This window comes from Nostoc sp. CHAB 5715, from assembly GCF_020829685.1.
Taxonomy (GTDB): domain Bacteria; phylum Cyanobacteriota; class Cyanobacteriia; order Cyanobacteriales; family Nostocaceae; genus Nostoc.
The window spans coordinates 1-3,064 of the sequence record NZ_JAIVFR010000904.1 but is presented as its reverse complement, the minus strand read 5'-3'; the positions used below and the strand labels follow the sequence as shown (position 1 = coordinate 3,064).

Below are 3,064 nucleotides of genomic sequence, written 5' to 3'. Positions count from 1 at the left end.
ACTGCTAGATCCCCGATCGCATAAGCAGGATTTTCCAGCTTGTAGTAAAGTTTCTTATCAGTGTAATCACGGCTGGCGATATCAAATTCATTAATCCGCAAAGCACCAGCAGGATCACCCTGAACCGTACCCTCTAGCAGCATATAGAGTTTGGTTTTGCTGGCGTTGATTGCTCCGCCTTCAAAACCTTTGGAACCACCCAAGTTAGCAAAAGCATCTCCTGAAAGAACATCGGGATTTTGTGGCGATCGCACCAAGTTATTCTGAGGATCACTCAAGAAATCTCGGACTTTATCCCCTGTATCTGGGAAATCTGTGAAGAGTGCATCTACCCCTAATTGAAAGAACTGCTGAAATTCTAGTTCTGGATTACCTTTGTAATCTGCTGCTAGGTACCGATCTTCATTCCGGAAGGTGTAAGGATGAACCTGTAAACCTGCATTGTGGGCATCTTGAACTAAGGTAGAGGGAGGTAATGTTGTCTTATCAGCATCATTGACTGCTCCATCCCCATTCACATCATCAGCTTTGCCATCACCATTAGCATCAGTACCTTTGACACTAACAATCATCCGCTTCCAAGGGCCAATGCCATCAGCATAAGTGGCAATTTCAGCCAAGCCTTCTGGAGTTCGCAAGTCGCCATAAGTGCGAGTGTCACCATTGACTTTCAAATCATAAGGCTGACTCTCGATGATCTTGCCGTTGATGTCAATGTCACTGGCATCTAAAAGTTGGACAAGTGGAATATCCACCCCTGCCGCAGGCATAATGCTATCATGCAGTTCTTTGAGGTTAGATACTTCAAAGGACTGGATGAAGATACGACTGGGGTCAGTAAAGTTATTTTCCTTCAGTGTATCGATTAATAACTGACTGATGTTTCTATTTATTTTGTTTGTGGTGCCTACATAAGTAGCTTCATTGGCCGAATAGGTCGGATGCTTAGTTTCAGGGTAGATACCAATTTTTTTACCTGTGTCGGCTTCTACTTGCTTAACTAAATCGATGATTTCCGTGAGGGTAGGAACTTGAAATTGACCATTAAAGGATTGATCGCGGAAAGGTAGACGTTCTTCTGCGCGTAAAGTCTTGATCTCAGCTAAGGTGAAGTCTTCAGCAAACCAACCTGTAATTGTGTTTCCATCTAAACTTACTGTTTTCTTGCGATCGGCAAACTCTGGACGTTTGTAAACATCTGTGGTTGTATTGCTGAAATTGACACTACCATCAGCGTTTAAAACTGCTAAAGCTGGCTCATGGCGAGCAATTAGCACACCATCTTTTGTAACTACCAAGTCAGGCTCAATGAAGTCAGCACCGCGCTCAATTGCTTGCTTATAAGACTCTAAGGTGTGTTCTGGACGATAGCCACTTGCACCTCTGTGGCCAATAACTTTAGGTGCTTCTCCATCTAAAGTTTTGAAACGGTCGGGTGTAGCAATGGGAGCCTCTAATAACTTACCAGTCGCATCAAAATGCAATAGGTAGGGGCCAAACTCATCTCCCACCCAGATTGTCCCGTCTTTATCAAAGACGAATGACTCTACATCAAAGTCTGCACCAGTTAATAATCTTCCAGTAGTTCCCTCATTTACAATTTGGAAAGGAACCTTGTTGTTCGGGTCAGACAGTTGAATGTAGTCTAAAACTTTAACGCTGCCGTCTCCATTCTCTGTTCCCTTAAAATTTGGGTCTACACGATTGATCCGCAGTAGAAAGTCTTCGCTATTATCTTTGCTACCGTAACCATTATCTGACAGGAAGTACAAAGAGTTGCTGTTAGCAAATTGAACACCGCTAAAGCCTTGTATTGGCTGTCCTGGGAAAGGCCCGGTTCTGCCATTGGCTGAAACGTCTGCACCAGAAGCTGGCCCATCACTAAAGGTATCAGCAGGTAAAGAAGCAAAGCCGACTAACTTAATTGCCATAATTTAGAATGTTGGTTGGGTATTTGGATTTAACTGCATCACAAGTTATTCAAGTTCTCTGATTACTTGTGGGAAAAGTAAATCATGAACTCAGGTTAGAAACCGGAATTACTGGTAAATTTCAGAATTGCAAAAATATAGTTTGGGCAAGCCAGTTAAGTCCGATTTCGTCTGAACGCCGAGAATACATTTACAAAAAACGTATTTTTTCAAAGTTATCAAAACTTTGATAAATGATAATAGAATCTCAACTACTAATCTGTATTAGTGAGTAATGAGTGTGGAAGACTGAGATTCAGAATTTAATGCTGATAGTAGTTATGAGATAACTGATCTACTAACAGTAAAAATGTTTCCATGAAAAGATTAAGATAAAAATAAGCTAAATAAAAGAAATAATTAAAGTATTTCTAAGAAAAAATTAATAAAATCACAGATGAGACGGGGAGTGGGGAGTGGGGAGTAGGGAGTGGTGTAGTTCAATTACTTGAAAAGCGCTGTAATGAGAAAATAATTGTCATTGCGTTCGCGTAGCGTCTCGTAGAGAGGAGGAACGACGAAGCAATCGCATGGACTCGCTCTGAGTTGGAGGATTTTGTGATTGCTTCGCTTCGCTCGCAATGACATGCAAAAAAGTGGGATGCTCCCCTTTTCCACATCCCGTCAAAAGTCAGGTTGAGCGATCGCATTTGCTTGTTGAGCGATCGCATTTGCTTGTTGAGCGATCGCATTTACTTGTTGAGCGAGAGCATTTGCTTGTTGAGCGAGAGCATTTGCTTGTTGAGCGAGAGCATTTGCTTGTTGAGCGAGAGCATTTGCTTGTTGAGCGAGAGCATTTGCTTGTTGAGCGAGAGCATTTGCTTGTTGAGCGATCGCATTTACTTGTTGAGCGACAGCATTTACTTGTTTGGAAGTAGGTACGGTACTCTCTCTCTTTATCCAACGTCATCAATGCTACCCAACTCTAACCTACTTGTCCCACACATCTCAATACAGTTCAGTTAAGGATTTTTGGTACTGATTTTAGACCTGTAGAGACGCGAAATTTCGCGTCTCTACCAAGGTTTTTGGGCTTACAGCAGTTTTCATGTATTTGAACCACATCTGTTGTAGGGGTTTAGCATTGCTCATTG

2 protein-coding genes are annotated in these 3,064 nt (G+C 42.1%); one reads left to right on the top strand and one right to left on the bottom strand.

Annotation, left to right across the window (positions count from 1 at the left end; genetic code table 11):
* On the bottom strand, positions 1 to 1,934 hold a 1,934-nt coding region (locus LC574_RS33445), incomplete at its 3' end, for a glycerophosphodiester phosphodiesterase family protein (RefSeq protein WP_229457883.1).
* A 617-nt stretch (positions 1,935 to 2,551) separates the two neighbouring features.
* On the opposite strand from LC574_RS33445, the gene LC574_RS33440 reads away from it, so the two are divergent.
* Positions 2,552 to 2,848 (top strand): hypothetical protein, encoded by a 297-nt coding sequence (locus LC574_RS33440; protein WP_229457882.1) that lies wholly within the window; start codon positions 2,552 to 2,554, stop codon positions 2,846 to 2,848.
* The last annotated feature ends 216 nt before the right edge of the window (positions 2,849 to 3,064 follow it).